This is a genomic window from Dactylosporangium sp. NPDC049140, assembly GCF_040648435.1.
In genome coordinates, this window is the sequence record NZ_JBEZDS010000034.1 from 93,797 (window position 1) to 119,660 (window position 25,864).

At 66.7% G+C, this 25,864-nt stretch carries 24 protein-coding genes, 4 tRNA genes and 1 pseudogene; 15 read left to right on the forward strand and 14 right to left on the reverse strand.

The features are described from left to right. Positions 1-76: 76 nt before the first annotated feature. Positions 77-427: a hypothetical protein gene (locus tag AB0B76_RS39330; RefSeq protein ID WP_360385334.1), complete on the forward strand. Its 351-nt coding sequence runs from the start codon at positions 77-79 to the stop codon at positions 425-427. Positions 428-682: 255 nt separating this feature from the next. On the opposite strand, the pseudogene AB0B76_RS39335 reads toward AB0B76_RS39330, so the two are convergent. Then, positions 683-1,051, reverse strand: a pseudogene (locus AB0B76_RS39335) (helix-turn-helix transcriptional regulator); the annotation flags it as partial. A gap of 556 nt (positions 1,052-1,607) precedes the next feature. On the opposite strand from AB0B76_RS39335, the gene AB0B76_RS39340 reads away from it, so the two are divergent. Then, positions 1,608-2,591, forward strand: a complete 984-nt coding sequence (locus AB0B76_RS39340; protein WP_360385253.1) for a hypothetical protein — start codon at positions 1,608-1,610, stop codon at positions 2,589-2,591. A 1,215-nt stretch (positions 2,592-3,806) separates the two neighbouring features. Here the strand turns inward: AB0B76_RS39340 and AB0B76_RS39345 are convergent. Together AB0B76_RS39345 and AB0B76_RS39350 are read right to left on the reverse strand one after the other, a co-directional pair. Further along, entirely contained in the window at positions 3,807-4,127 is a 321-nt protein-coding gene (locus AB0B76_RS39345) for a hypothetical protein (RefSeq protein WP_360385255.1), read from the reverse strand. A gap of 590 nt (positions 4,128-4,717) precedes the next feature. After that, positions 4,718-6,757 (reverse strand): ATP-binding protein, encoded by a 2,040-nt coding sequence (locus AB0B76_RS39350; protein ID WP_360385257.1) that lies wholly within the window; start codon positions 6,755-6,757, stop codon positions 4,718-4,720. Positions 6,758-7,864: 1,107 nt separating this feature from the next. Here AB0B76_RS39350 and AB0B76_RS39355 point away from each other — a divergent pair. Next, positions 7,865-8,857 carry an HNH endonuclease gene (locus AB0B76_RS39355; protein WP_360385259.1) on the forward strand — a complete coding sequence of 331 codons (993 nt, stop codon included), beginning with the start codon at positions 7,865-7,867 and terminating at the stop codon, positions 8,855-8,857. Positions 8,858-9,068: 211 nt separating this feature from the next. On the opposite strand, the gene AB0B76_RS39360 is transcribed toward AB0B76_RS39355, so the two are convergent. From AB0B76_RS39360 to AB0B76_RS39370, 3 genes are all read right to left on the reverse strand, one after another. After that, positions 9,069-10,886: a DUF262 domain-containing protein gene (locus AB0B76_RS39360; RefSeq protein WP_360385261.1), complete on the reverse strand. Its 1,818-nt coding sequence runs from the start codon at positions 10,884-10,886 to the stop codon at positions 9,069-9,071. A 215-nt stretch (positions 10,887-11,101) separates the two neighbouring features. Beyond that, complete coding sequence (locus AB0B76_RS39365) at positions 11,102-11,809, reverse strand: HAD family phosphatase (protein ID WP_360385263.1); 708 nt, start codon at positions 11,807-11,809, stop codon at positions 11,102-11,104. After that, positions 11,806-12,675, reverse strand: coding sequence for a winged helix-turn-helix domain-containing protein (locus tag AB0B76_RS39370; RefSeq protein WP_360385265.1), 870 nt, complete (start codon positions 12,673-12,675; stop codon positions 11,806-11,808). Before AB0B76_RS39370 ends, AB0B76_RS39365 begins: the two co-directional genes overlap by 4 nt. 134 nt (positions 12,676-12,809) lie before the next feature. Between AB0B76_RS39370 and AB0B76_RS39375 the strand changes: the two genes are divergently transcribed. The 7 genes from AB0B76_RS39375 (at position 12,810) to AB0B76_RS39405 (ending at position 18,194) form a co-directional block, all read left to right on the forward strand. Next, complete coding sequence (locus AB0B76_RS39375) at positions 12,810-13,049, forward strand: DUF6284 family protein (protein WP_360385267.1); 240 nt, start codon at positions 12,810-12,812, stop codon at positions 13,047-13,049. 4 nt (positions 13,050-13,053) lie between these two features. Then, positions 13,054-13,275 carry a hypothetical protein gene (locus AB0B76_RS39380; RefSeq protein ID WP_360385269.1) on the forward strand — a complete coding sequence of 74 codons (222 nt, stop codon included), beginning with the start codon at positions 13,054-13,056 and terminating at the stop codon, positions 13,273-13,275. 2 nt (positions 13,276-13,277) lie between these two features. After that, positions 13,278-14,111 carry an ABC transporter permease gene (locus AB0B76_RS39385; RefSeq protein WP_360385271.1) on the forward strand — a complete coding sequence of 278 codons (834 nt, stop codon included), beginning with the start codon at positions 13,278-13,280 and terminating at the stop codon, positions 14,109-14,111. Between the two features lie 88 nt (positions 14,112-14,199). Then, positions 14,200-16,356: a cell division protein FtsK gene (locus tag AB0B76_RS39390; protein WP_360385273.1), complete on the forward strand. Its 2,157-nt coding sequence runs from the start codon at positions 14,200-14,202 to the stop codon at positions 16,354-16,356. Between the two features lie 136 nt (positions 16,357-16,492). Next, on the forward strand, positions 16,493-16,789 hold the full coding sequence (locus AB0B76_RS39395; protein WP_360385275.1) for a hypothetical protein: 297 nt from the start codon (positions 16,493-16,495) through the stop codon (positions 16,787-16,789). After that, positions 16,786-17,088, forward strand: a complete 303-nt coding sequence (locus AB0B76_RS39400; RefSeq protein ID WP_360385277.1) for a hypothetical protein — start codon at positions 16,786-16,788, stop codon at positions 17,086-17,088. Before AB0B76_RS39395 ends, AB0B76_RS39400 begins: the two co-directional genes overlap by 4 nt. A 167-nt stretch (positions 17,089-17,255) precedes the next feature. Continuing rightward, positions 17,256-18,194, forward strand: coding sequence for a bifunctional DNA primase/polymerase (locus tag AB0B76_RS39405; protein WP_360385279.1), 939 nt, complete (start codon positions 17,256-17,258; stop codon positions 18,192-18,194). Positions 18,195-18,216: 22 nt separating this feature from the next. Here the strand turns inward: AB0B76_RS39405 and AB0B76_RS39410 are convergent, their stop codons facing one another. Further along, on the reverse strand, positions 18,217-18,858 hold the full coding sequence (locus AB0B76_RS39410) for a hypothetical protein (protein ID WP_360385281.1): 642 nt from the start codon (positions 18,856-18,858) through the stop codon (positions 18,217-18,219). 141 nt (positions 18,859-18,999) lie between these two features. On the opposite strand from AB0B76_RS39410, the gene AB0B76_RS39415 reads away from it, so the two are divergent. From AB0B76_RS39415 to AB0B76_RS39430, 4 genes are all read left to right on the forward strand, one after another. Beyond that, complete coding sequence (locus AB0B76_RS39415; RefSeq protein ID WP_360385283.1) at positions 19,000-19,719, forward strand: DNA cytosine methyltransferase; 720 nt, start codon at positions 19,000-19,002, stop codon at positions 19,717-19,719. 4 nt (positions 19,720-19,723) lie between these two features. Then, positions 19,724-20,923, forward strand: a complete 1,200-nt coding sequence (locus tag AB0B76_RS39420) for an AAA family ATPase (RefSeq protein ID WP_360385285.1) — start codon at positions 19,724-19,726, stop codon at positions 20,921-20,923. Between the two features lie 158 nt (positions 20,924-21,081). Further along, entirely contained in the window at positions 21,082-21,264 is a 183-nt protein-coding gene (locus AB0B76_RS39425; RefSeq protein ID WP_360385287.1) for a helix-turn-helix domain-containing protein, read from the forward strand. Beyond that, positions 21,264-22,430, forward strand: coding sequence for a site-specific integrase (locus tag AB0B76_RS39430; RefSeq protein ID WP_360385289.1), 1,167 nt, complete (start codon positions 21,264-21,266; stop codon positions 22,428-22,430). The genes AB0B76_RS39425 and AB0B76_RS39430 overlap by 1 nt, the downstream gene beginning before the upstream one ends. 67 nt (positions 22,431-22,497) lie before the next feature. Here the strand turns inward: AB0B76_RS39430 and AB0B76_RS39435 are convergent. The 4 genes from AB0B76_RS39435 to AB0B76_RS39450 form a co-directional block, all read right to left on the reverse strand. Continuing rightward, positions 22,498-22,572, reverse strand: a tRNA-Val gene (locus AB0B76_RS39435). A 32-nt stretch (positions 22,573-22,604) separates the two neighbouring features. After that, positions 22,605-22,675, reverse strand: a tRNA-Cys gene (locus AB0B76_RS39440). A 15-nt stretch (positions 22,676-22,690) separates the two neighbouring features. After that, a tRNA-Gly gene (locus tag AB0B76_RS39445) sits at positions 22,691-22,763 on the reverse strand. A gap of 110 nt (positions 22,764-22,873) precedes the next feature. After that, on the reverse strand, positions 22,874-23,923 hold the full coding sequence (locus tag AB0B76_RS39450; protein ID WP_360385291.1) for a CapA family protein: 1,050 nt from the start codon (positions 23,921-23,923) through the stop codon (positions 22,874-22,876). A gap of 72 nt (positions 23,924-23,995) precedes the next feature. Here AB0B76_RS39450 and AB0B76_RS39455 point away from each other — a divergent pair. Beyond that, a tRNA-Gly gene (locus AB0B76_RS39455) sits at positions 23,996-24,068 on the forward strand. 196 nt (positions 24,069-24,264) lie between these two features. Here the strand turns inward: AB0B76_RS39455 and AB0B76_RS39460 are convergent. Genes AB0B76_RS39460 through AB0B76_RS39470 form a run of 3 tightly spaced genes read right to left on the reverse strand, consistent with a single transcriptional unit; the run spans position 24,265 to position 25,758 of the window. Next, positions 24,265-24,570 carry a hypothetical protein gene (locus AB0B76_RS39460; RefSeq protein ID WP_360385293.1) on the reverse strand — a complete coding sequence of 102 codons (306 nt, stop codon included), beginning with the start codon at positions 24,568-24,570 and terminating at the stop codon, positions 24,265-24,267. A 46-nt stretch (positions 24,571-24,616) separates the two neighbouring features. Further along, entirely contained in the window at positions 24,617-25,357 is a 741-nt protein-coding gene (locus tag AB0B76_RS39465) for a peroxide stress protein YaaA (protein WP_360385295.1), read from the reverse strand. A gap of 17 nt (positions 25,358-25,374) precedes the next feature. Beyond that, entirely contained in the window at positions 25,375-25,758 is a 384-nt protein-coding gene (locus AB0B76_RS39470) for a GntR family transcriptional regulator (RefSeq protein ID WP_360385297.1), read from the reverse strand. Positions 25,759-25,864: the final 106 nt, after the last annotated feature.

Genomic DNA, 25,864 nt, shown 5'->3' on the forward strand with positions numbered 1-25,864 from the left:
TCGGGCTGAGATGTGCTGGCTGCCGCTGGCGCAGAAGCTGACACCGCATGGGCTGCGTCACTCCTACAAGACGTTGATGATCGAGCTGGGCACGTCGGCCACCCTCATGGATGCCCAGATGGGCCATGCGGACGGTTCGGTTCAAGCGCTCTATGCGCACGTCACCGCGGGGATGGTGCGTCGGCTGCTGGACAGGCTGACCGAGATCTGCAGGGGGCGCTGGAGGCGCGGCGGCTGCTGGATCCGGGCTCACCGGTTGCCTTGCTTGATCGGCTGCTGCGGGAGGAGGGGGCATCGTGAGGTCGATGGACCGGGCAAGATCTTCTCCCGGAATTCTCCCGAGTGCCCGGCGAGAAGCAGTTCGGCCGTCCATGCGTTGACCGTGCGGGTGCAGGACGAAGTACATGGTGCCCTTGGAGCGGACTGATCCGTCATCGGCGGCGTACCAGCCCATGAGGACTTCGTTGTCGCACACGCGCAGCTCGCCGCGCCAGTGGTAGCCGCCGTCCTCGACCTCGATACCGCGTGTGGTGGTCTGCACGCTGATGAGGTCGCCTTGCTGGCGGAACTGGACCTCCTGTGCGGTGACGACTTCCTCGTTGTCTTTGAAGGTCTGCCAGGACGCCCACCAGTCGCCGGAGAGGTTGACCTTGTGGGTTGGAATGCCGGCGAGTTCGCCGACCGAGATCTTCAGGGCGTTCGTGATCGCCACGGCGACGGACAGGACCGGCTGTTGTTTGCCGGCCTCGTATCGCCGGATTTGCCGCTTGTCGACGCCCGCGAGGTCGGCTTGGGGAATTCCCAGCCGCGGCGGGAATAGGCCTGAACCGCCCTTGGCTGCCCAGTGCCGAGGAACGCGACCAGCGTGCGCTGATCGCGCCTCGATCCGGCGTGGAGTGTCCCCTGAGGGATCACGGTGTCCAGCCGAAGGAGGCGCCCCCAGGCGAGCGCAGCGACCAGTGCCGACGAGCGAAGCGAAGTCGGCATCGGGGGGTGTGGGGTGGCGAAGCCCCCCGCTGGGGAGCGAGCGAAGCGAGCGCGAAGGATCCACGACCGACGCGCGAAAAAGGGCCCACCCTTTGAGCAGGGTGAGCCCTCGGTCGTGGGCGATACTGGGTTTGAACCAGTGACCTCTTCCGTGTCAACGCCATAGCGTCTGCGCCGGATGTGCCGAAACCCGTTGTGGCGTAAGGGTTGTAGCTCCGTGGGTGTTCACTGCCGTACGTAGCTGTTCACTGCCGTGGCCCCCTTGCAAGACCCCCTCTGATGGCTGGAACAGAGGGGGTTCCGACCAGGCCGCGAGACCTCCTCTGTTCCAGCATCTCCGTAGCCCCGAGTGGTCGTGGCGCTGCTGCACAGGGGTTGGTCCGGAATGGCTCGGCGTTGAGTGTGGTTGTGCGCGGTAGCCTGGCCGCTGTTGTCGGCCTCTTCGTCGTTCCGATCTTCCGAGAGAAGGTCGAGGCGCCGGACGAGGTAGCACCTCCCCCAAGAATGCGTCGCGTCTCGCCCAGAACCCTGACCACAGATGTCCAACACGGCGTGAAGTGCAGCGGCGGTCCCTCGTATAGATCTCGCGCGGTGCGCCGCGTATATGCCACTCTGGCCTCGTGCTCTTGACTGATGGCCGCGGCCTACCCCTGAACTCTGAGTACTCCGTCGAAGCGGACGGCCGCCATCTCGCGATTATATTGGAGAGCCAGGGAGGTAAGCCGCGCCGAAATCCCGCTTATCGGGAGGCGCTCCTGCTCTTGTTGGCCCGGCTTAAAGATCTCGGCGCGACCATCGAGGTAGCACTCGTCGATTCGCTGGTCACTCAGCAAAACAACATTTCGGAGGCTGAACGGACCGTACTTGGTGGTCCGATGGCTCTCGCTCATGTTGCAGACCTGCTCGCTCTACGGCGGAGACTTACTACCGGGCAAACTAGCATCGCTCAACGACCAGGTGTTCGGGGCGGCAATAGCACTAAGCGGCTCCGACTTCGGCTGACTATTCCCGGTTACGACATTAGCGACACTGAGCGGCTCGCCGCCGATCTGGCGGCTGGCGTGTCGCCACAGCCGGACGAAGCAATGCAAGACAAAGAGGCTGAGGTGAAGCTCCTCGCCGCACTCGGTCTGCCCGCCGAGCTGGCGAAAGCTGAGAATGTCCATGTTACCTCGGCAATCTATGAACGAACGCCTGGCACGGTCGTCGTTCGGCGGGCTGAGGCCGTACTTGTCGCCCTCTACCGACAGAGCGTTGCGGGCTTGGGAGACCATCGGTTACGGACCGCAGTCGGTTTTACCGATCTCTACTTGAGTGACAGCGGCGACATCATCGAGGCCAAGCGCGGTTCAGAACATCGCTACGTCCGCGAGGCGCTTGGCCAGCTTCTCGACTACGCCGTTCACGTCACCGTCCCCGTCCGTAAACTGACAGCCCTTTTCCCAGCTTCGCCGAGTGAAGCTGACATCAAGCTTTTGCACACGTACGGCGTTGACTGCCTTTACTGGGAAGGGGCAAGTAGGTTCGTTAGAATTCCCGCCTCGGCCGCCGCGCGGGCTGCGATGGAGTCGATTCGGGCCAGCGCGGATTGCCGATCTGCTTGAGGGCAACAGCTCGAAACGCGATGACTTCCAAGGCTGAAACAGAGGGGGTAGCGGCGAGGAGCGCGGCAGGTCGCCGGCCAACCCCTTTGCGGGAGGCGCGCGCGGCGGTGCTCGAAGTCGCGCGGACGGTCCGCCAGATCGTGAAGGACGAGGGCAGACCGTCCGTGTCGCCTTTGGTTAGGGGCGTTCAGGGACACTCGTGATCAAGGTTTCCCCGGCATACGTCCAGCTAGAAGCTGGTTCGGGGACAGTAGGGACACGAGGGACACCGCCGTTGGGTGCTCGACCTATCGGAGCCTGTCGTCCGGGTCGGACAGCAGCCTGGCCATCCGCCGGCGCGGCATCCCACTGGCCTGCGAAGTCTGCGGTTTCGACTTCCACAAGACGTACGGTGCCCGGGGCAAGGACTACATCGAGTGCCACCATCGGACACCCCACGGCGCCACCGGGAGGACTCGAACCCGCCTGGGCACGGATGACTACCGAAGGGTACTGCGGCTCCTATCGATCATGACTCGCTCCGGCATATCGTTGAGGCATGGACGGCGAAGGGCACACCCGGCGCACTAGGCCTTCGATCGACCTCACTTCCTTGCCGGACGGTACGCCGACCCGGAGAGCCGATCTTGACTTGGAGACAGATTCAAGTCATGCGCTAATATTCTCAATCACAGGTTATTTGAAGCGAAACGAAATCCGTACCCTCCGTGCGACGGCTCTTTCTTCTGTACTTACCGGTGTTGCCGCAGTCGTTGTGCCGATCGTGTTGGCAGTAATCAATTATTCGCATGTCAGCACGGGTGGATTCTTTGCAATAGGCGTCCTGTTATCAAGTGTCGGCCTAACCGTGGGTCTCTGGTTCCGGTTGCGACGAGATCGGGCTACTCGCCAAGAAATGTCCGACATTGAAGAAACCCTCCGTAGGACGCCGCGCGCCGGTACCTTCATAGAACCGCCGCGCCCGCTGGAGCGCAGACCCCCTAATCCGTCGATGCGAAGAAAGCCTGTCAGGCGATACAAGCGGCGGCGCAAATGAGGCCGAGAAGGAAGCCCACGGCTCCTCGTGTTGCTCCGGTGGAGGCGCCGGTTGTTCAGCCGCTTCCGGTGGAGGCGCCAGCTCCTCGTGTTGCTCCGGTGGACGCGCCGGTTGCTCAGCCGCTTCCAACGTTTAGGCAACCCATTGGATTCAGTTCTGATGCGGCGTTGCATTACGCTTCACGAGTACAGACTTACGTGACGGACCTCGAAAAGGCTGCGCGCCAGGTTGCCCGTCACCGGTCCGCCGAAATGGTTCTCGTTTCCCACGTCGAATCGGCAGCCGAGTCGCTCGGAACGACAAGCTTCAGCAAGCGAACCAAGCGTGTCGGTGAGGCTGGAACGTTCTTCATGGGAGCTGCGGTTGGATATCTTGGGAACGTTGTGATTGGCCGAGATTTCACGTTTACAAACAGCCTCTTGGTGTTCATACCATTTGCGCTCGGTATTGCAATGGTAACGTACAGCTGGACGCGAGGCTAGCTTGACCGTAAATCGCACTTGGTAAGTGGTGAAGTCGAGTGCGGTGCTAGTCGGGGCGCGCTGGGTGACCGCTTCCGTGTGAACTCCCGTACCGCCGCGACCGGATTTGGTGGATTCCGTTGTGACGTAAGCCTTTCAGGTTCACGTACGTCCACCGTTGTGTGTGGCCGTCATCCCGGTGACCCCCTGCCTGACCCCCGGACCAAACGCGGCTGGAACAGGGGAATTGGTTGCCGGCCAACTCTGAAACCCCGCCCGCACGGGACGGCCCCCAGTTCCAGCCCTCTGCGCCTTGGGGACACCCTGCGTGGACCGTCCCGAGATGACGCTGCACTTCAGCAGCTTGGGGCATATCCCGGAACATAGGGACGCCGCGCCGCGGGTCGTCCGCAGGCCGCTCGCGACGATCACTGGAGTATTCCTCAGACGCAACCGACTAGACCCAGTTGCATCAACGGTGCTTCACCGTGGCCTATCAGCGTCTCATCACAAGGCCATCTTCGGCGTGACACACGGAATCAGCGAAGATCGGCCGTGGCGTTCGGACGATTTCACCCGTCGTTCGGCGCTATACGGGTCCGGAGTCTCATGTGACCCGCCTGGGGTGTTCACTGCAGCGGGCCCGCCACAGGCGTCGGCGTCTGTCCCCCTTCGTTCTCCGCCGGGCTGTCGTCGACCTCCGTCAGCGAACGGTCGAGTTGCGCAAGCGCCAGCATTCGAGCGTCGTCGGGTGCTCGATCGATAAGGATCTTGAAGTAGTCGATCCATTGCGCGCGAGCCGTCTGCAGCAGGATCTCCCAGTCCATCGCGTCCATATCGTCCGACCTCAGGGAGCGCAGCTGTCCGGCGGTGCCGGTGCGGCGTTCGAGCTTGTCTGCCACGAGCAGGCCCGTCACCCGACGAAACCGCGAAGCGTTGGCCTGGATCTTCTCCCGCAGGACGAACACGTACCGCTGGAAGCGATTGAGGTGGTCCCAGTCGATCGTCAGGCCGGGCCTCATGAATTCCACGATCAACAGCTGGTCACCGGACGACAGGACGAGATCGACACGGGCATTCCAGTCGTCGTTGCTGTTCAGGCCCGCTTCACCCGCCGCATCGACGATCAGATGGTTTACCCCGCGTTCGACCTGGAAGGTGTCCCACGTCGGGGAGATCAACCAGGGATTCTCGGCGATGTAGTCGCGGACGGCGTTCTCGAGCTCTCGCGTCCGGATCCGCTCCTCCAGGCCGATGATGAGGTTCAGCGTCGTCTTGACGCCCTCCGCTGCGTGCAACGCTGTCATCACCCGGTTGTCGGCGAGCAGTTTGACGAGCTCCTCGGCGTCCATGGACTCCGAATTCGCCAGATCGGCGATCAAGTCACGCAGCTTGCCTCCTTCCCATGCGGTGAGGATCGCATGCGCGAGATCCGCGAACTGGGTGTCGCTCAGCGTCGTGATCTTCGCGATGGACGTCAGCGCGCGTTTCACGATCGTCTTCTCGTGCCGGTCGAGCGCCTCCAGACGGCCGGAGAACGCCGCCATCCGGCCCTCGATCGCCTCGACCTTCTTCTGGGCGCGGGCGTCCTGCCACCTGCGCAGCAGCTGCTTCGTCCTGGCCTGACCCCATTCGAGGAGCGGCAGGGTCGAGTCGTCGTCCCAGTTGACGCGCTGACGCTCGGTGGAGATGAGGTCCTTGGGCTTGTCGTCGATGAAGTCCGCCTCGACGCTGCCCGACAGGTAGACCAGGCCCTGTTGACCGCCCAGGCCACCCCCCAGTTGGAAGTAGAAGGGGCGCTGGGCAAGTTTGCCGTGGCTGAACACGGAGATACCCGCCAGATCCTCCTGCGAGATCGGCTCCTTGTGGAACAGGAAGCGCCATCGGATCGTCTCTCCGCTGGGCAGCTTCTCAATGCCCCACTTGCCGTCGAGCTCCAGCCCGGCTGGTGCCTGACCCTCGGCATATTGTCCTGGATAGTCGAATTCGATCTTCTCCACGTCCTCCGGATCCGGCAGGGCATTGTGGTTGACCGTGACCAGGAAGCCCTCCGCGCGCTGCAGCAACAGGAAGCGGCGGGCCATGCTCTTACCGAACTCGTTGGCGTTGGGCGTCTTCTTGAACGTGAGGCCCTTCAGACGAACCGTGGTTCCGTGATTGGCCCGCTCCGCGTCGTTCGGGCCGGAGTACTCGACGATCTCGACGTCCATCGGCGTCTCGTCGACATAGTCGCTGGAGTCCGACGTGCCGAGCAGCTTCTGCACGTCGAGCACGAACGTCGTCTTCTCCCCGGTGCTGATGCTGATCGTGGAGATCTCGACCATCCGCGCGATCCCGAACCCGGCGAACTTCCCGATCCCCTTTCGCCCCATGACCGGGCGCCCCGTCCGCGTCTTCGACTTGCCATCGACCCGCCGGCGGTTATAGCCGACGTTGAGGAAGCGTTCCTGACACTCGGCGAACGTCATGCCGTCCCCGTCGTCGGCGATGACGACCTCAGCGTGCGAACCGAGCGAGGCGGGCAGACCGATGTCGACCTTCGTTGCCTCGGCGTCCCACGCGTTCGAGACCAGCTCCGCGATCGCCGCAACCGGTGACTGATACATGTCGATACCGAGATGCTCGATGACGCGTCCGTGGAACCGAATCTCCAACTTCTTGTCAACCATCGTCCCGGCTCCAATCCACCGCCGCACCAGTACGGTTGCATCTCACATCACCCCAGCCAGCACACGACCGCATCCGGTCGGCCAGGTGTCACCACCGCGGCTGGATCGCCCGGCCTCGGGCTGCGCCCTATCAGATTATTGCGGTGGCCGGTTATTGCGGTGGCCGGGGCATCGGGGAGGGCGGGGCCGAGCACCGCGACGTTGTCGGCGAACAGCCCGGGAACCGCGCGTTACTCGATACTGGTATGCGACAGCGCCGAAGTCAGCGTCGTCGATCAACCAGGGTCGTTCTGTGATCGAGCCGCCCGTCCGTGGTCGGCGTAGGTCGCGGGGCCAGCGGCGGGCGGGCGCCGGCTGGAAGGGGACGGGGCTGGTGTTCACCTCCTAGGTTGGGACGGCGCTCGACGCGGCCAACGTCCGGCGATGGATGCGGCGAGTGGCGAAGACGGCCGAGCTCGACGCGAAGCAGTGGACGCCCCGGGAGCTTCGGCACAGCTTCGTGTCGACCGCCTCGGTGCTCGGCCTGACGCTGAAGCCGATCGCCGACCTTGTCGGGCGCGCGGGGAACGCGGTCATGGAGGCGGTGGTCTACCGCCACCAGCTCCACCGGGCCCCTGCCGAGCGGAGCGGAGGTCATGAACGGGCATGTTCGGGGTGCCGGGAGAGGCCGCGTAGCGACGTAGACCGCCTGGACGAAACAAAGGCCGTTTCCGGTGGATCCGGAACGGCCTCTGACCTGCTCGTAGGCGATACTGGGTTTAAACCAGTGACCTCTTCCGTGTCAATCCGATGATCCCGGAGCGTGACGTCCGGAAAAGCGTTGCGGCATAAGGGCTTCCGTCTCATCATGGCCGCTGCCGCACGTGACTGTTCGCACCGGTTCCCCCGCCCCCTGATCGCCCCCTCCGCGCTTAATGATGGCTGGAACAGAGGGGCAGGCCACCCCTCTGTTCCAGCCCTCCCAGCATGCGTCGCCAGGGACGTTTGTGATCAAGGCGTCCCCGGCATATCTGCTGCTCAGGCTAGAGGGAGGGACACCAGGGACTGCAGAGACAACCTGTCTGTGGACGTTTAGCAACAGTGGGAGTGACCGCTACGCTCGGCGCCATGACCTTTGCGGATGTCACGAGGGCAGCCGTGCTTGAGGCGGTGGCCGACTTTGGCCAGCGCGGAAGTGATGAGTTCCTTCGAGTGCACGGGTTCGGGCCAGCGAAGGCGTACTTCCTGAACTACAACGACCGGTTGTACGACTCGAAGGCGATCTTCGGCGTTGCGCACGGGATCAGCGGTGATCGACCGTGGCGGTCGGAGGACTTCACTGGTGGCGACAAGACGGTGGCCGAGCGCCTCCGCGTCCTCGGCTTTGCAGTCGACTTTCTCCGAAACCCCGACTGGACCCGCGACGAGATCATCCTGGTATGCGCCGCGGTGGAAGCCAACGGCTGGAGGACGGTCGCCCAGGAGAACCCTGTTGCCATCGGGATATCCGGGCTCCTGCAGGCCGCGGCGATCCACCCGGCTCACGGGAGGCGGTCTGATTTCCGAAACCCCGCCAGCGTCGAGCGTAAGTCCGGCGACCTCGTGTCGCGCCACCCGGACTTCCGTGGACGTCCGACGAACGGCGACCGCCTCGACGCGGAGGTGGTCCGGGACTTCCTGACCAGCCCGGTCGAGATGAGGACTCTGGCCGAGTCGATCCGAGCGACGCTTCGCGATTGGGACGAGGACGCACCGGTCATCTCCGAACTGGACGTTGACGATACCGCCGCGGACGAAGGCGGCGTACTGCTGAGGGAGCATCTACGTAGGGAGCGCGACCCTGGACTGAAGGCGAAGAAGCTCGAAGACGCACGCCGGCGCGGCATCGTACTGGCCTGCGAGGCATGCGGGTTTGACTTCCATCGGACTTACGGTCCCCGCGGCAAGGACTACATCGAATGCCACCATCGGACACCTCTTGGCGTAACGGGGAGGACCCGAACGCGCCTGGCCGACCTCGCCTTGATCTGCTCGAATTGTCACCGGATGATCCATCGCACACGCGACTGGCTGACGGTTGAACAGCTCGCATGCCTCGTTGACAACAACCGGAATCCATAGCGTGAGTGTTCCTTAGCGATTACTTGACGGTTGGTCAGTCCGGGCGGGGGCTCACTGTCAACGGATTCACCGCAGCCGTCACCCGAGACCATCCGTGGTCCCGCACCCCAAGACCAGAGCAGACCATCCACGACCAACGTCGAAGCGGACCACTGTGCTCAACAGTTCTATGAATGTAGGAGTGGTAGGCCGTGGACTATCGATCGCCGATCTACAGGCTCCATACCTTGTTCAACGCTTCCTCGGCCAAGCGGTCGCCACGGGCCGCTATCTGCGCGTCGTCAGGAAACTCCGAAACGTTATTTGACCACGATTCGAGTTCCGAATCGAAATAGGCACTACCCCTTTGGAGGGCGGCCAACTTATCGGGCAACTTGGCGTTTCCTAGCTCACTGTTCAGTGGTTTGGTTAGCAGCGTGAGATTTCCGATTGAGTAGACGGGGTCGTGCCACTTTGCCGAGCCCAACGACTGCGGTTTAATGTGCTCGATAGACCATGACTCAAGGTCCTGCCCGGCCGGCAACAACTTGTGTGACTTCGCGAACGTCATAAGAACGTACGCTACAAACATCTTCCGTGCCCGTAGCTTTTGCGCCTCACTTAGACGCAGGGAGGGCGCATAGAAAATTCCTCGGAATGCACTAATGGCCGATTCGCGAGGAGGGAGTCCTGATCGAAGTTTTTCCTTAAACTCTTGGATTGCAGTCGCAACTTCGTGTCTACTTTGAGCCTTCTCAAGCGTAATGGCGAATTTGTTATAACGACGCCGCGTGCCACCGGTAGATCCGCTGTTCGTGAGGGCGGTAAATTGGAAATGAAAACTTTCCAGGAGGCGCATGACCTCGATAAGTTGACCTCTGCTTAGGAGCTTCGTTTCCTGGTATTTCCTTGCGGTGGCAAGGATAGCCGAGTTCACTACCGAAACCTTAAAGATCGCGAGCGCGCGTACGCTATCAACGAACTCGGGTACAGCAAGAGCGTTGCGTTCGCCCTGCTTCGCGCGCTCAACTTGGACGTTCTCCGCTTCTAGCCACCTATACGTAAGGGAATCTGCTTCAAGTTCCTGCAGATACGATAGGTGTTTCGCGGGATCTGATTTTACTAAGCCGCTAACTTTCTTGAACAATTCCGGTTCGGTAGCCGCCTCGCGGCGAGAGTTCCATGACTGCCAGATGAATCGATCGACTAGATCCTGACTGGTGCGATCATTTTGTACGTTGTTAACGATGCGTTCCCACCGCGTAGCGATAGCCTGGCGGTCGGGGCGACTTTGCGCGCCTCCCCTAATCAACAAGTTCTTCACCAGGTCGGCGAGAAGAAGATCAGTTCCCCGGGTATTGAGAGTTTCGAAAATAAGGAATCCGTCTTCTTCTGACGTTAACTCAACCTGAATAATTCGCGCTTTCAGGACGTTCGACCTGATTGACTTGAGCCGTTCGATGCGATCGCTGGGCGAAAGATCTTTCAGTTCTTCGAGGGTCTGTCTTTCGAAGAACTTCCGTGCATCACCAATGCGCTCTGCGCTGCCGTTCCACTTTACACCTGAGGGAATCGCGCTCGGATTCTGGATTTTTTCGTAGAACATTTCTTCCGGGCGAACCAGGACTGGATATTCGTTACCGTCATCGTCGACGGCAATGAGATATTTTTGCGTGGCCTCGGCTTGCCTTTTTGCGATGATCGAGATGTCTGGTATCTCCTCGGTTGTTCTGCTGACATCGAAAAGTGCATCTCGAACTACCGAGAGAATAATCGCGCTTGTTGTGAGGCGCTGCTGTCCGTCGATAATCGAATAGGTGTCATTGAAGAGTTCTCTCTTCGCGCTCACCCATGTTACGGTTGACCCAAAGAAGAAATCCCCTTTCGCCAAGACGACATCCCGCCAATAGTCTTCCAGCTCGTCTACGGACCAACTGTAGGGTCGCTGAAAATTTGGAACTTCGTAGAGGCACTGCTGAAAGCAGGTCTGTACGGTTCTAGTTTGGCTCTCGATGGGAATGAGATCAACGTTGGCCGTCGGATCTGGCATTCTCTCTCCCGCGTTGAGTGATGTCGACGAACCGAGGGCAACTGGCAAAAGGTTACCAGTTCTGCCGCCCGTAACGAAGATCCTGAAATTCTAGTACCCTGCCAGAGGTCTGCTCTAGCAGCCGTCGGGGGGCCTGCGCCTTGAGCCGATGCTGGATCACCTGATCGAGATAGTCCGAAACCTCGGCGAGTGCACTATAGGGGCGGTGTCAGGTCTTAGTCGTTTTCTTCGTCATTGTTGATGGCATGTATTGTCGAAGCGACGATGCTCATGCCCGTGAGGACTATGTCAGCGGCGGCTTCAGTGAAGCGTGAGATCTTCCACCGCTTGTTAGCGAACGCGATCACCGGCATTCCGGCGGCGTGCGCCGCATCGATGTCGAATAGTGAGTCGCCAATCAAGACGCAAGCTGTTGGCTCTGCCGCGAGCGCTTCCGCTGCTCGCCACAACGGCTCTGGGTTGGGCTTCATCCGCTCGGGCTGCGCATAGGAGCGGCCGGATATGAACGCGATGTGGTCCGTGAGCTGGTGTGCTTCTAGGTACGCCTCAATTGCGCCGGCGGAGTTGTTGCTCACAATGGCCACTTGCCGCCCCGACTCGTGGGCGGCGTCGATGACGGCCTGGCCGTGCGGCTCGGGGATGGCGGACTCCGCGGCGAGCAGTTCGGCGCGGCACAGTCCGTCTTCGACCTCGCGGAGCAGCTCGGGCTTGCCGAGCGTCGCCGACCACCGAAGCACCTCCATCGGGTCGGTCTCCGAGCGGATGTCGTCGCCGAGGTCGACGCCGCGTGCTTCGAGCAGGCCGAGCAGCTCGGCGGCGACCTGCGACGCCGGATAGCCGCCGAAGATGGAGCACACCGGTCCGTCGAAGTCGAGCAGGATCGCCCTGCTGCGGGCGAGGAGTGCGCGCAGGTCGTCGGTCATCCCTGGTACTCCCTCGCCACGCTGTCCCACACTGAGTCGAACCACTGCTTCGACGCCGCCACAAACTGTGTGCCGTGCGAGGTGTCCTCTTCGCTGACCTGGTAGTTGAACAGCGGCACGTCCTTGCCGAGTAGGTCGAAGATGGCCAAGGGCTCGCCCTTGTGGGCCGTGGTCCGTTCCGTGACCGGGTAGAAGCCGAAGAACACTTCGCTGTTGTTGATGATGTAGAGCTTGAACAGCGGTGATGCGGAGTGCAGCCGTACGGCGACGGTGGCCGACTCGACTAGGCCGAGGTCGCCGAGCTCGTGCACCTGGTCGACGATGGCGTCGAGCGAGCGGTGCGAGATGCGCTCCATGCGTTCGCGCACGGTCGGGTCGTCGGCGCCGGTGTCGGCCCGCGCCGGGAGAGCCATGGGCACGCCCATGTCGGACACCATGACCCGGATCGCGATGCGCTTGGGCGCCAGCTGGCCGGCGCGCACGCGGTCGAGCACCTCGGCCAGGGCGCCCTGGAGGGTTTCGCCGAGGAACCCGGCGAAGTCGATGGTCACTTCCTCGCGTTCGAACGCGGCCTCGAGGTGCGGCCGCAGCTCGACCGGCCGCTGTGTCTGGGCGCGTACGAAGACGCCGCTGCCCTGCCGCGACACGATGAGCCGCTCCGCACGCAGCGCGTCGAGCGCGCGCTTCACCGTCTCCCGGGCCACGCCGTAGTGCGCCGCGAGCTCCGGCTGAGACGGCAGTTTCTCGGCCGGCTTGAGGCGCCCGGTCAGGATCGCCGCGCGGAGTTGCCGCGCGATCTGCTGCGCGGCGCCGGTGGAGTCGTCGGGATCTAGCTCGCCGAGGTAGCTCAGTTCCTCATCAGACACGCAGGTCATCGTACGGCCTGACTAGCCAGACTAGAAAACTTGCGTCAGAGATATTGACCTGACTAGCCAGGCGCATCTACCTTCATCTCAGCGCACTTGACTAACCAAGTGCGGCAAGTGTGAAGGAGCTTCCGGTGAATGACCCCAATGGTTCGCCTGGACCGACACAGGCGCAGCTTGAGGCGATCGAGAGCGAGATGCCCCTGATTGAGGCGGAGATCGAGCTTCTCGATGTGCAGATCAGGATCATGTCGGCGCACGGTCCGGTGGACGAGGTGACCGCGCAGCGGCTGCGCCGGTCCCGTGACGCCGTGGTCGCCGAGGCGCTGCGCTGGTACATGCGCCAGTACAACGCGCCGCGCCGCGCGGCCTGAGCCGATGCGCACGCCCTGGTCGCGATGCCCGATCGCCGAGCGATGCGAGTCCTGCGGCGCCACCGCCGATCTCGGTGTCTACGAGGTCGACACGCTCATCGGCCCACTGTGCCTGACCTTCTGCCGCATCTGCGCCGAGGACGAGTGCACGCCGCCTCTCGACGCCCCGACGGCCACCCGCCGCACGCTCGCGCACTTCCAGCACCTCTACCCGAACGGAGCCTGACCATGACCGCCCCGAGCGCGTACCCGCCGCCGATCGCCGAGTTGCTGCCGCAGGCCCGCACGCTCGCCGAGCAGATCGGCCGCACGCCCTCCCGCAACACGCTCATGAAGACGTTCAAAATCGGCGCACCCAAGGCCACGGCCGTCCTGGAGGCCCTCGCCGCCGAGGAGGCCACCGTTCCGCCGGCCGAGCCGGAGCCGCCCGCGCCGCGCCCGCTGCACCTCGTGCCGGACCTGGAGCCGGACACCGCGCCGGACGCCGAGCCCATCGAGACTCCCGCCGCGGTCGAGCCGCCCGCGCCCGCTGAGGTGCCCGAGCCGGAGCCGCTGGCCACGGGTGACGGACACCCGGGCGCCAACATCACCGCCGAGCCGGAGCGCATCCCGCCGGTCGCGGCGCCGCGCAAGGTGCGCAAGCCGCGCTCGTGGCCGGTCGTGCTGCTGGCGCTGCCCGCGTTCGTGGCGATCTGGTCCGGTTGGGTCGGCCTCGGCGAGCAGACCGGGTTCGGTGTGGTCCACCCGTTCCCCGGCATCTGGGACGGTTTCACGCTGAACACCGCGATCACGCTGCCGATCGGTGTGGAGACCTACGCCGCGTACGCCCTCGCGGTGTGGCTGAACGGGACCGCCCCGGCCGCCGCTCGGTCGTTCGCGCGCTGGTCCGCGATCGGCTCGCTCATCTTCGGCGGTCTTGGTCAGGTCGCCTACCACCTGCTGACCGCCGCCGGGATCACGCACGCCCCGTGGCAGATCACCACCGTGGTCGCCTGCCTGCCGGTCGCGGTGCTGGGCATGGGCGCCGCGCTGGCGCACCTGATCCACGCCGACCACGAGTAGCTCCGCCCGATGCGCGGCCTCAAGGCCTAGGAAACCGCGGCCGCGCACCGGTCCCCATTCCTCCAGAAGGAGTCAGGAGACCTTCAGCATGACGACGAACGAGCCGGACCGGGAGCAGCCGAACGGGTTCGACTGGGACCAGTACGAGCACGAGGTTGCCGGCGTGGCCGACGTGGTCGACCTCGGCAAGGCGCGCGCCCGCCGCGACGGCGCGGCGGGGCACTTCGACATCGGCCTGGACGACGAGCCGGAGCCCGGCGGCGTGCTGGTCGACGCGCCGCCGGCCGACCGCAAGGGCCGCCGCCCGATCATCCCAGCCCGATTGCTGGGCTGGCAGAACTTCAAGGCGACCGTCCGCGACATCGCCGAGGACGTGTTGCACCGCACCGGCTACCACGCGGTGCGCGCTCCCTGGTACGCCGCACAGGCGGCGTTCTGGGCCAGCGTGGGCGCGTTCAAGCTGATCGGGCGCCAGCTGCGCTGGTGGTGGGTGTCCGAGCAGCACGGGCTGCGCCAGTACGCCGCCGACGACAACGACGCGGCCACCTGGTACAAGCTGCACCGGGAGGTCAAGGCCACCCGCACCTGGCGCGGGGTCGTCCTCGCGGGAGAGCTGCTCGCCGCGGGCATCGGTGGGCCGATCGCCTACGCGATGGCCCCGTGGTGGGTGGTCGGCCTGGCCGCCGCTGGCGCGGTGTGCGGCCTGGCGCGTCTCGGCCGGCCGGAAGACAAGCCGATCCTGCGCCCGGCCGTGGTGGCCGGGCGGTACCGGCGGGTCAACCCGGACATCATCCTGCGCGCCTACTACGCTGCCGGGCTCGGGCACCCGGACAAGCCCACCCAGCAGGTCACGTTCGGGTCCACGATGTCCCGCGACGCGACCGGCAGCGGCTCGCAGGTGCTCATCGATCTGCCGTACGGCAAGACGTGGGAGGACGTGCTCAAGGCGAAGGGCGGCATAGCCTCGGGCCTGGACGTGTCGGTGAACCAGGTGTTCCTCACCCGCGACCCGTCGTCGCACCGGCGGCACATGCTGTTCGTCGCCGACCGCGATCCCCTCGCCATCCCCGCTGGGCGCACGCCGCTGTTGGACGGCAAGGTCCGTGACATCTGGGCGCCGGTGCCGCTCGGCCTGGACGAGCGTGGCCGCAAGGTCGAGTTGCTGCTGATGTGGATTTCGGTGCTGGTTGGTGCGCAGCCCCGCAAGGGCAAGACGTTCGCCGCCCGGCTCCTCGCGCTCTATGCGGCGCTGGACCCGTACGTTCGGATCATCGTGGTGGACGGGAAGATGTCGCCGGACTGGGACAAGTTCCGGCTGGTCGCGCACCGGATGGTGTTCGGGACCGTGCCCAACAGCCGCGACAACGACCCGGTGGAGCACCTGCTGGAGGTGCTGCGCGAGGTGAAGGCGCACATCCAGGAGGTCAACGACTTCCTCGCCTCGCTGCCGACCTCCGAATGCCCGGAAGGCAAGATCACGCGGGAGCTGTCGCGGAAGTACCCGCAGCTGCGCGTGTGGCTGCTGGTGATGGAGGAGTTCCAGGTCTTCTACGAGCTGGACAGCCAGGAGACCAACAAGGAGATCGCCGCGCTGCTCAGCTTCATCATGGCGGTCGGCCCGTCCGCTGGCGTGATCCTGCTGTCCTCCAGCCAGAAGCCGTCTGGGGTGGGCGCCGGGGACGTCGGCCGGCTGTTCAACCGGTACCGCGACAACCACGCCGTGCGGTTCGCCCTCAAGTGCGGCAACCGCCTCGTGTCGGAGGCGATCCTGGGCGGGGAGGCGTACTCGGAGGGCTACGACGCCTCGGCGCTGCCCAACGGCCCGCAGTACCGGGGCGTCGGCTACCTCTACGGCGCCACCGACGACACCCCGACCGTGCGCACGTACCTCGCCGACCACGGCGACGCCGAGCGCATCCTCACCGCCGCCCGCAAGCACCGCGAGGCCGCGGGAACGCTGTCCGGCGCGGCGATCGGCGAGACCAGCACCCGCGACATGCGCGACACCCTCGCCGACGTCCGCGCGGTGTTCCTCGGCGGGGAGAAGGGCCTGCACTGGCCGGTCATCGCCGCCCGCCTCGCCGCCAACCTGCCCGAGCACTACGCGGACATCACCGCCGACGCGATCTCGGCACAGCTCCGCGACCGTGTACCGAGCGTGAACGTCAAGGTCCGCGGTGAGGTGCTGCGCGGCGCCCGGTTCACCGACGTCGACGCCGCGATCAACCGCCGCAAGAGCGCCTGAACGGTAGCGGCGGCACTGCTACCGGTAGCGCCGCCGCTACCCACTCCGCTACCGCCCTGGCCAGCCCCTACCCAACGAGGTAGCGGGTAGCGCCAGCGGCCCCCCACGCCCAAAAACAGCCCGTGGAGGCACTTCCATGCCCACGTACGCCGCTACCGCTACCGGCCACCCGGCCGCCGCCGGCTTCCTCGTCCTCGCCGCCCTGATCGTGACGTTCGGTTACGCGTTGGCGTGCTGGCTCTGGCCGTTCGTGCCGTGCCGCCGCTGCAAGGGCGACGGCAAGCGCCGCGCCCTGTTCGGCGGCCGCGCGTTCGGCATCTGCCGCCGCTGCGATGGCACCGGCCGCCAGCTGCGCCCCGGCCGCCGCGTCATCAACCACCTGCGCACCATCAAGGCCAACGACCGCAGCAACCGCACCGGCGGCACCCGATGACCGCCCTGAGCCGGATCACGAGCGCCCTGGGCCGCCGGAGCGCGCACCCCGAGTGGTGCGCACAGGGCCACCGATGCGGCCTCGGCGAACACCGTGCCGAGCCGTTCACCATCGCCGTTCCCGGCCTCGGCAGCGCCACCCTCACCCGCGTCGAAGTCGACGGTCGGGAGCACGCCGAAGTGCGCCTCACCGTCGCCCTGGCCGACGACGACCTGACCGCCCGCGTCCAGCTGGCCGGCATCGTGGGCGACCTCAAGACCGTCATCAGCCGTGCCGCCAACGTGCACCGGATCGCCTGATGACACCCACCTGCGGCTTCTACCACGCCGTCCAGCACCGGCACTGCGGCGCCACCGAAGGCGTACGCCACTTCCTACCCGGCCCCCGCTGTCCGGCCCACACCCCGGCAGCCCTCGCAGGACGGCCCGAGGCACCGACCAACTCGCTACCTCTTGGAGTGTCCAATATGGAGCTTTGCCCTGACCTTGAGGCGTTGCTGCGCAACGCATTGGCGGCCGCCGAACGTGGCTGGCACGTCTTCCCGGTCGCCGTCAACGCTAAGCATCCCGCGCTGCACGCCGAGCGCACCTGCAAGCGCGTCGGTCCCTGCGCCGATGGCCACATTGGGTGGGAGCGGCGCGCCACCTGCGACCTGCAGCGCATTGCCCGGTGCTGGGGCGCCGCGCCGTACAACGTCGGCATCGCGTGCGGCCCGTCCGGCCTCGCGGTGGTCGACCTGGACGTGCCCAAGCCCGACCAGCACCCCCCGGCCGCGTTTGCCCGCTACGGCCACGGCGCTGCCGTGCTGCGCCGCCTCGCCGCCGAGGCAGGGGAGCCGTACCCGGACGGCACCCACACGGTCGCCACGGGGCGCGGTGGCCAGCACCTGTACTTCACTCAACCCACCGACGGCCCTTCGCTCCGCAATTCGGCCGGCAAACTGGGCTGGCTCATCGACACTCGCGCCCACGGTGGGTACGTCCTCGGCGCGGGGTCGGTCGTCGCCGGGCGGCCGTACGCGACGGTGCTCGAGGTGTCCCCGGCGCCGTTGCCGGAGTGGCTGGCCGGGCGGATGCGGCCCGAGCCGTTGCCGGAGCGGCGGCCGGTCGTGGTGGAGCTCGCGCCGGATCGGCGCGGCCGGTACCTTGCTGCGGCCGTTGCCCGGGAGTGCGAGCGTGTGGCCGCCGCCGGCACGGCGCGCAACCGGGAGTTGTACGCCGCCGCCGCCGCGCTGGGCCAGCTGGTCGCCGGTGGCCAGCTGCCCGCGGTCTACGTGGAGCAGGAACTCACCCGCGCGGCCGAGGCGTGCGGCCTGCATCTCGACCCGCCGCCCGGGCAGGTCCCGCGCACCATCGCCAGCGGCCTCCGCGCCGGCGCCCGCCGGCCTCGGAGCGTGGCCGCGTGAGCCGCCGGCACGGGTACCGCGGTCACGCGAAAAGGGGTAATTGCCCGGCTACCTCGGGCGCCAGCATTGTGGCAGCCAGACGGTTCATGTCTGTAACGGACCGCGCTACAACCGCAAGCAGTTTCGGGCGGGCGGCGTCGACCTCAAATCCGCAGTCACACCTCGCGGCCAGAGGTTGTAACCATTCCGCTCGCGACCTACTCGTCGCGAAGATGACAACGGGCGCGTACGACCAGGAATGCTCTCCTGTGTGTGACCTGCAGCTCGCGGCCGGGACGCAACCAATCGCCGACAGGGCCAGCGAGAGTCCTGCGACGCCGATCTCCAGCCCTTCCAACTCCCCCATTCCAATGCTCGTGTGGGCAGCGAGCAGATCGAACATCTCCAGGTCCGCGGGATCGTCCTCCGGTGGGAGTTCTGTTCCGTACGCCTCCAACACCCGGGCCATGACCTCGAAGGTCTCAGCATCGGGTGCGAGCAGGTCCAGCGCAGTGATTGCGCTTCGTTCCGTGTCGACCGCTGACATCGCGTCCTCACGCGACACGTCGCCGATCTCCCACATGTCGTGGAAGTACCCGAGAGCCCTGTCTTGCTCACTCGGCATCCAGAACGTCGCTTCCCGCGGAAGCTCTGGATTGGGATCGAAATCCACCACCGGAATCATGCGCACCACCTGCTTTCGACGACCGATTAGTCCACCAGCAGTCGATGCAAGTATCGACCATGCTCGGCCGGAACGGGGCGCACGGTCCGGTGAATTCTCCACCATGACGGTCCAGCCGGCCCGAGCCGAAGGTTGCCGATCATGAATGTGCTCGAACTCTTCGCCGGGATTGGCGGACTGTCCCTCGGCCTGCAGCGGGCCGGGATGCGCATCGTCGGTCACGTCGAGATCGACCCGTTCTGCCGCGCTGTTCTGCACAAGCACTGGCCGGAGGTGCCGAGTCATGACGACGTCCGCACTGCCGTCAACTGGTGGCACTCCGCGACGCGGCCCCGGGTCGATGTCGTCGCCGGCGGCTACCCCTGCCAAGGAGAGTCGCTGCTCGGCCACCGCCGAGGAGACGACGACCCGCGATGGCTCTGGAAGCCGATGGCCGACGTCATCGCCGATCTACGACCGCGATACGTCATCGGCGAGAACGTCCTGGGCCACCGCACCCGCGGCCTCGGCACCGTCCTCCGCGACCTACGACGACTCAACTACACCGCCCGTGCCGGCATTGTCCGAGCTTGCGAGGTGGGCGCCCCACACCCACGACCCCGCCTGTTCGTCCTGGCCCACGCCCAAGAACGCGGACGCCCGCCGCGGTGCCTTGCGCCCCGAAACCATCGCCCGCAAACGTCAACAGCGCAAGAACGGCCTGAACCTCCCCGACGTCATCGGTGGCCGACCGAACCCCGCGTGGGTCGAGTGGCTGATGGGATTCCCGCCCGGATGGACCGACTTGCAGCCCTCGGCAACGCCCTCGTCCCCGCCGTTGCCGAATACGTCGGCCGGCTCATCACCGACGACCGGAGGTGACCCCATGACCAACGTCGAGGAGGCGACCACGTACGACGCCGACCAGGCCGACGACAACAGGCCACCGGCCGCACCGCACCTGCGCGTCGTCGACGCCACCGACGCCGACGTGCTCGGCGCCCGCCGCAAGCCCTGCCGGATCAAAACCTCCTGGTCGGCCGCCGACCTCATGGCCATGACATTCGACCCGCCCCGCTGGGCCGTCCCCGGCATCATCTGCGAAGGCGTGTCCCTGCTGTGCGGCCCGCCGAAAGTCGGCAAAAGCTGGATGTCGCTCGCCCTCGGCCTCGCCGTCGCCGCTGGCGGGCGGGCGTTCGACTCCATCCCGGTGGAGGGCGGCCCGGTGCTGTACCTCGCCCTGGAGGACACCCCCCGCCGGCTGCAGTCGCGCATCGCGACCGTCCTCGGCGGCCAGCCCGCCCCAGTCGCGCTCACCCTCGCCACCGCATGCCCGCCCCTGCCACAAGGAGGCGACGAGGCAATCGCCAACTGGCTGGACCGCAACCGCGACGCGCGGATGGTGATCATCGACGTGTTCGCCAAGCTCCGCGGCGCCTCCGCGCCCGGCGCGAGTGCCTACGACGCCGACTACGCCGCCGTGGGCCGGGTCAAGAAGGTCGCCGACCACTACGGCGTGGCCGTGCTCATGGTCCACCACGTGCGGAAAGCCGCGTCGGAGGACTTCCTGTCCGAGGTGTCCGGCACCAACGGCATCGCCGGCGCCGCCGACGCCACGCTCGTGCTCAAGCGCCCCCGCGGGCAGGCCGATGGGGTGCTGCACGTGACCGGCCGCGACGTGGACGAGGCCGAGTACGCGCTGGGGTTCCAGCCCGCCTCGGGCGCCTGGTACATGCTCGACGGCCCGGCCAGCGACCACGCCGTGGGGGACACCCGCGCCAAGATTCTGCGCTGGCTGCGCGACAACTCCGGCAGCCGGCCGAAGGTCGTCGCCGAGGTCACCGGCACCGACTACGAGCTGGTCAAGAAGACGCTGCAGCGCATGCTCGCCGACGGCCAGGTCGCCGCCGACGCGCGCGGCGCCTACCGCCTGCCCGGCGCCGCCGGGGACAGCCCGTCCCGGAGCGTCCCTCCTGTCCCCGCTGTCCCCGAAGTGCCCGCCAGCAGCGCGAACGTCACCGAGATCCAGGGACACGGCGGTGACCCGCTGTCCCTGTGGGAGCCGAACGGGGGACCGAACCAGTGACCGCCCTGAATCGCCGACAGGCATCGGCCGGTATGCCGAACACCGAGAAGCCCGAGATCTTGGCTCAGCGGCCCGTACAGCGGGCCGCCAGGATCCCCGAGGCGGAGCCATCAGCCGACCGTCATCCGATCCCGTCCCAGACGCGAAAGGCGCCCACGTTGCACGTCAGGGTGTTGTACACCGTCCCCGAGGCCATGGAACTGCTCAACCTGAGCCGCACCACGATCTACGCGCTCATCCGCACCGGCCGGTTGCGCACCGTCCGCGAGGGCCGCTCCCGCCTCGTCCCCGCCGCCGCCGTCGACGCCTACGTGGCCCTGCTCATGGACGAGGCCGCCTGATGGCCGGCAAGCGCCGCGAGCGCGGCGAGGGAGCGCTGTACTGGGACGAGGCGCGGCAGCGGTGGGTCGCCGAGGCGGTCATGGGCTACGCCGCCAACGGCAAGCGCATCCGCCTCCGCGGTGTCGGCAAGACCAAGACCGAGGCCAAGGCCAGCCTGAAGGAGAAGACCGACGCCTACGAGGCCGGAATGCCGGCCGAGGCTGCGCACATCACCGTGGCCGAGGCGGTGGAGGACTGGCTCACCTACGGCCTCAACGGCAAGGCCGCCAACACGATCGCCAAGAGCGGCCATCTGTGCCGGACGCACATCCTGCCGCACCTCGGCGCCCGCAAGCTCAAGGAGCTGACCGCCACCGACGTCGATCGCTGGCTTGCGGGTCGCGCGAAGGTCCTGAGCACGGCGAGCCTCGGGCAGACGTACTCCTGCCTCCGGCGGTCGGTGCGCCGGGCGATGGCGCGCGGCATGGTCGCGCGCAACGTCGTGGAGCTGTGCGACCTCCCGGCCGGGCGGCCGGGGCGGCCCTCGAAGTCGCTGACGATGGAGGAGGCCGCCGCATTGCTGCGGGCGGCTGAGGGCACGCCGTTCTCCGCCTACCTCGTGCTGTCACTGCTCACCGGACTACGCACGGAGGAAGTGCGCGCGTTGCGGTGGGATGAGGTCGACCTGGAGGGGCGGCCGGACGCCGACCCGCCGGTACCGCCGTCGGTGTCTGTGCTGCGGTCGGTCCGCGAGCACGGCGACACCAAGACGAAGAAGTCGCGGCGCACGCTCGCTCTGCCGGCGCTTTGCGTCCACGCGCTCAAGCTGCACAAGGAGTGGCAGAACGAGGCGCGGCAGCGCGCGGGCTCGACGTGGAAGGATCTCGGGCTGGTCTTCACGTCGGAGGTCGGAACGGAGCTTGACGCCGCCAACGTCCGGCGCGCGCTGCGGCGGGCGGCGAAGGCGGCCGGGCTCGATCCGAAGCGGTGGACGCCGCGCGAACTGCGACACAGCTTCGTGTCGATCGCCTCGGCGCTTGGGCTGACCCTGGAGCAGATCGCCGACCTCGTGGGGCACGCGGGGACGCGCGTGACTGAGGCGGTCTACCGCCAGCAGCTCGTGCCCGTGTTGGTGAGTGGGGCGGAGGTCATGAACCGGTTGTTCAGCGCCCCCGCAGGGGTCTAGACCCCCTGGTAGACCCCCCGAACGGATCAAGGGCCGTTTCCGGCTGGCGGAAACGGCCCTTGAGCTGTGGTGGGCGATACTGGGTTTGAACCAGTGACCTCTTCCGTGTCAAGGAAGCGCGCTCCCACTGCGCCAATCGCCCTAGCGGTGCCACAACGATATGCGGCGGCTCCGAGGTGGGAACGGGATTTGAACCCGTGTACACGGCTTTGCAGGCCGTTGCCTCGCCTCTCGGCCACCCCACCGTGGTGACTATCCCGAGCGGACGACGGGATTCGAACCCGCGACCCTCACCTTGGCAAGGTGATGCGCTACCAGCTGCGCTACGTCCGCACCGCCAGCTTCGTTCCCTGGCGACGGATGCAAACTTTAGCCGACCGTCATCCCCCATGCCAAACCGGTATCCCGCCTCGGCGCGTCGAAGGGGGCTGAGCTGGGGTTTTTCACGACGCGGTCGGGGACAGGGCGGCGCAGGTGCGCAGCCCGGCGTACCGCTGGCTGAGCTTTTCCGCCTTTGCGCCGGTCAGCAGGACGGGCTGGCCGGTGTCGGAGACCACGGCGGGGAGAAATTCGGCTTTGGTCACGGCTCGGGCTCGTACGGTCAGGCGCAGGACGCCCGTCTCGGTGCTCTTCGAGGTGCCGTACCACAGGAAGTTTCCCATCCCGTAGGCGACGAACGTGCGGCCCAGCCAGCCCGAGCCCTGCAGCGTGTGGGCGTGCGCGCCGATGATGATGTCGGCGCCCGCCTTCGACAGGCGGGACGCGAAGGACTTCTGCTCCGCGTTGGCGCAGCTGTTCGCCTCTTCGCCCCAGTGGTTGAAGACGATCACGAGGTCGGCTCGGGCGCGGGCGGCGGTCACGGCGGCCACGGCGCGCTCGGTGTCGAAGGCCAAGGCTACGCCCGGCTTGTCCGGGCCGGGGCCCCACGTCGATGCCAGCTCGTGCACCTGGCTGAAGCCGAGCAGCGCTACGTTCACGCCCTTCACGGTGGTGTACCGCGGGGCGTAGGCGTCCTCGGTGTTCTTCCCGGCGCCGAAGTACGGGTAGTCCGCGGCGTGCAGCGCGTCGAGGGTGTCGAGCAGGCCCACCCGGCCGTAGTCGAGGATGTGGTTGTTCGCGATGGTCACCGCGTCGATCCCGGCGGCCTTCAGGGCGTCGATCGCCTTGGGTTCGGTGCGGAAATGGTACGTCTTGGGCTCCGGCGTCCCCCGTGACGTGATCGCGGTCTCGAGGTTCACCACCGTGAGGTCGGCGTCGGCGAGCGTGGACGCGATCGGGCCGAACGCCGTCGCCGGGTTCGACAGCAGCTTCTCGGTGCGCTCCATGAAGTGCACGTCGCCGGCGAAGGCGAGGCGCAGGTCGGTGGTGGCGGCAGCGGGGGAAGCGGACGCCGACGGGGAGCCCGCGGCCGAGGCCGGCGCGGACTTCACCGCCGGGGCGGGATCGCTGCAGCCCGCGAGCAGCAGCGTCAGGGCGAGCACGCGCACCTTCACGGGCGTCACGCTAACGGGTGACGGGCCCCGGCGGCAGTCCCGTGCGCGAATGCGCTAGAGTGCTTTCTGAGTGCGGACGTAGCGCAGCTGGTAGCGCATCACCTTGCCAAGGTGAGGGTCGCGGGTTCGAATCCCGTCGTCCGCTCTTTTTTTTTTTTATTCCTTACCCGGAGTCGTACCGGCGGAATCGGCCGCTTCGGCGCCTTGTCCAGCACCCCAGCGGATTGGACACGCCCACCACGTCGCCGCCGGCGAGACGCACCTGAACCCGGACGTAATGGCCCGGCGGCACCGTGACGGTCTTCGATTTTTCGGCCTTTGTCGACGGTACCGCCGCCGCCTCATCGGCCACGCCGACAACCACCTCCGCCTTGGCCCCGCTCGGCAGCGATGCGCAGATCCAGGCTGCCCCGGTACCGCGCCAGGTCCGTGAACCACGCGGCGCCCTTGGCCAGCGCGGAGAAGCTCGCGAGGCCCTCGCTGAACGGACCGTGAATGTGCATCGCCATGCTGACCGGCCGCACATTCCCGCCGGCCGGCAGCGCCACACCCCGGTCCCGGGTCGGCTGCGCCGAGGGCGGCATCGCGGCGGCGGCGAGCGCGGCGCCGGCGGTCGATACGGTACGTCGGGTCAGCGTGTGGTCCACATTCCCTGACGTTCCCGGATCACCGCCGGGCGGCACAGGAGAATGGCTAAAGCTGCTCCACATGGATGTCGAGCTGACCCGATCGGGGCTCTTCGACGCGGTACCCGAGTCCCCGCAGCGTTTCCGTCAGTTTCACCGCATTGCGCGGCCGGGCCCCGGCGACCAGCAGCGCGCGCACGATCCGGCCCTTGGTGGCCTTGTTGAAGTGGCTGACGACCTTGCCGCCGTGCAGGACCCGCACCGTGACGGCGTTCGGGGGCGTCCACATCCCGGCGTACGCCGACGAGCGCAGATCGAGCACCAGATCGTCCCCGGCCACGGCGTCGAGCGGCCCCTTGAGCGCCCGCTTCCAGTGCGCGGCGAGCGGGCCGACGCCGGGCAGCCGTACCCCGATCGAGCACCGGTACGGCGGGATCCGGTCCCCGACCCCGACCACGCCCCACAGCCCCGAGAAGATCAGCAGCTGCTTCGCGGCCCGCCGTTTCGCGGCCGCATCGAGGCTCGCCAACTCGAGCGCGTCGTAGAGGACGCCGGTGTACACCTTCCCGGCGGCGACGGCGGCCGCACTCTCCAGCCGCGCGTTGCGCTCGACCTCCCCCGCCTGCCCGGCCCCGAGCCCGAGCGTGCCGAGCGCCGTCTCCGGGTCGGCCGCGAGCTTGACGAGATCGTCGAGCACGGCCCGCCGGGCCTCACCGAGCTCGGGCACGGACAGCGACGCCAGATCGAGCGCACGCCCCCGCCGCGGCGCGTCGGCCTTGCCCTCGGAGGGCGGTAGCAGGATGAACACCCCGCGGACAGTACCGCCTACCCTTCGACGACCACCGCAACGGTCTCCGCGTTCACCAGCTCCACGCCCCCGCCGGCGCGCCGGATCTCCAGGAGCGGCACACCACGCTCGATCCCGAGCCGCGCGCGCTCCTCGGCGCTGGGCATCCGCGACACGAGCGTGTCTCCGGCCCCGAGCCCCACGGCCCGCCGCCGCGGCCTGGCCCGCACCCGCGCGACCCGCCCGCGCTGCGTGGCGACGAGGCCTTCCTCACGCAGCACGGCGAGCGCCCGCCGCACGGTCATCAGGCTGACCGCGAACTCCTGCGCGAGCTGAGCCTCGGACGGGAGGGGCCGCCCTTCGCCGTACTCCCCGGCAGCGATCCGCTCGCGCAGGAGCTCGGCCAGTCCCCGGTACCGCACGCAACGTTTGTAGGCCGAAGGGCCGAATGGCCATCGATCCGCCGCGACACAACCAGAACCAACCGCGGCTCACGCGTCCCGCGGCGCCCAGACGAAGCCGTCGGTC